The sequence below is a fragment of the Ruegeria sp. YTSC199 genome, assembly GCF_059609725.1.
The window spans coordinates 1-1,243 of record NZ_JBXWMF010000077.1 but is presented as its reverse complement, the minus strand read 5'-3'; the positions used below and the strand labels follow the sequence as shown (position 1 = coordinate 1,243).

1 protein-coding gene is annotated in these 1,243 nt (G+C 63.6%); it reads left to right on the top strand.

Annotated elements, in window-relative coordinates:
- The coding region (glyA, locus tag AC2FEE_RS25590) for a serine hydroxymethyltransferase (RefSeq protein WP_496868227.1) at positions 1–1,239 on the top strand (1,239 nt) is incomplete at its 5' end.
- Positions 1,240–1,243: the final 4 nt, after the last annotated feature.

Here is a 1,243-nt window from a genome sequence, read left to right as displayed (position 1 = left end):
CCTGAGCTGTTTGGCTCGATCACATCCGAGCTTGGCCGTCAGCGCGACGAGATCGAGCTGATCGCGTCCGAGAACATCGTCTCTGCCGCCGTGATGGAGGCGCAGGGCTCGGTGATGACCAACAAATACGCCGAGGGCTATCCCGGTCGTCGCTACTATGGCGGCTGTCAGTTCGTCGACATCGCCGAGAACCTGGCCATCGACCGTGCCAAGCAGCTGTTCGGATGTGAGTTCGCCAACGTCCAGCCCAACTCGGGCAGCCAGGCCAACCAGGGCGTGTTCCAGGCGCTGATCCAGCCCGGTGACACTATTCTGGGCATGAGCCTGGATGCGGGCGGTCACCTGACCCACGGCGCCGCGCCCAACCAGTCGGGCAAGTGGTTCAAGGCCGTGCAATACGGTGTGCGCCAGCAGGACAACATGCTGGACTACGATCAGGTCGAGGCGCTGGCGAAAGAGCATAGCCCTAAGCTGATCATCGCAGGCGGTTCGGCCATCCCGCGCCGGATCGACTTTGCCCGCATGCGCGAGATCGCCGATATGGTCGGCGCCTATCTGCACGTCGACATGGCGCATTTCGCCGGTCTGGTTGCGGCGGGTGAGCACCCCAGCCCCTTCCCCCACGCCCATGTGGCGACCACCACCACGCACAAGACCCTGCGCGGCCCGCGCGGCGGCATGATCCTGACCAATGACGAGGCGATCGCCAAGAAAGTGAACTCGGCCATCTTCCCCGGCATTCAGGGCGGCCCGCTGATGCACGTGATCGCAGCCAAGGCGGTGGCTTTTGGCGAAGCGCTGCAACCGGCGTTCAAGGACTACATCAAGCAGGTTGTGACCAATGCGCAGGCGCTGTCGGACCAGCTGATCAAGGGCGGACTGGACACGGTGACCCACGGCACCGACACACACGTGGTGCTGGTCGACCTGCGCCCCAAGGGCGTCAAGGGCAACGCGACCGAAAAGGCCCTGGGCCGCGCGCATATCACCTGCAACAAGAACGGCGTGCCGTTTGACCCGGAAAAGCCGACCATCACCAGTGGTATCCGCCTGGGTTCGCCCGCCGGGACCACCCGTGGCTTCGGCGAGACCGAATTCCGCCAGATCGCCGACTGGATCATCGAAGTGGTCGACGGCCTGGCCGCCAATGGTGAAGACGGAAACGGTGCCGTCGAAGCCAAGGTCAAAGCCGAAGTCGCAGATCTCTGCGCCAAATTCCCGATCTACCCTAACCTGTAAGTTG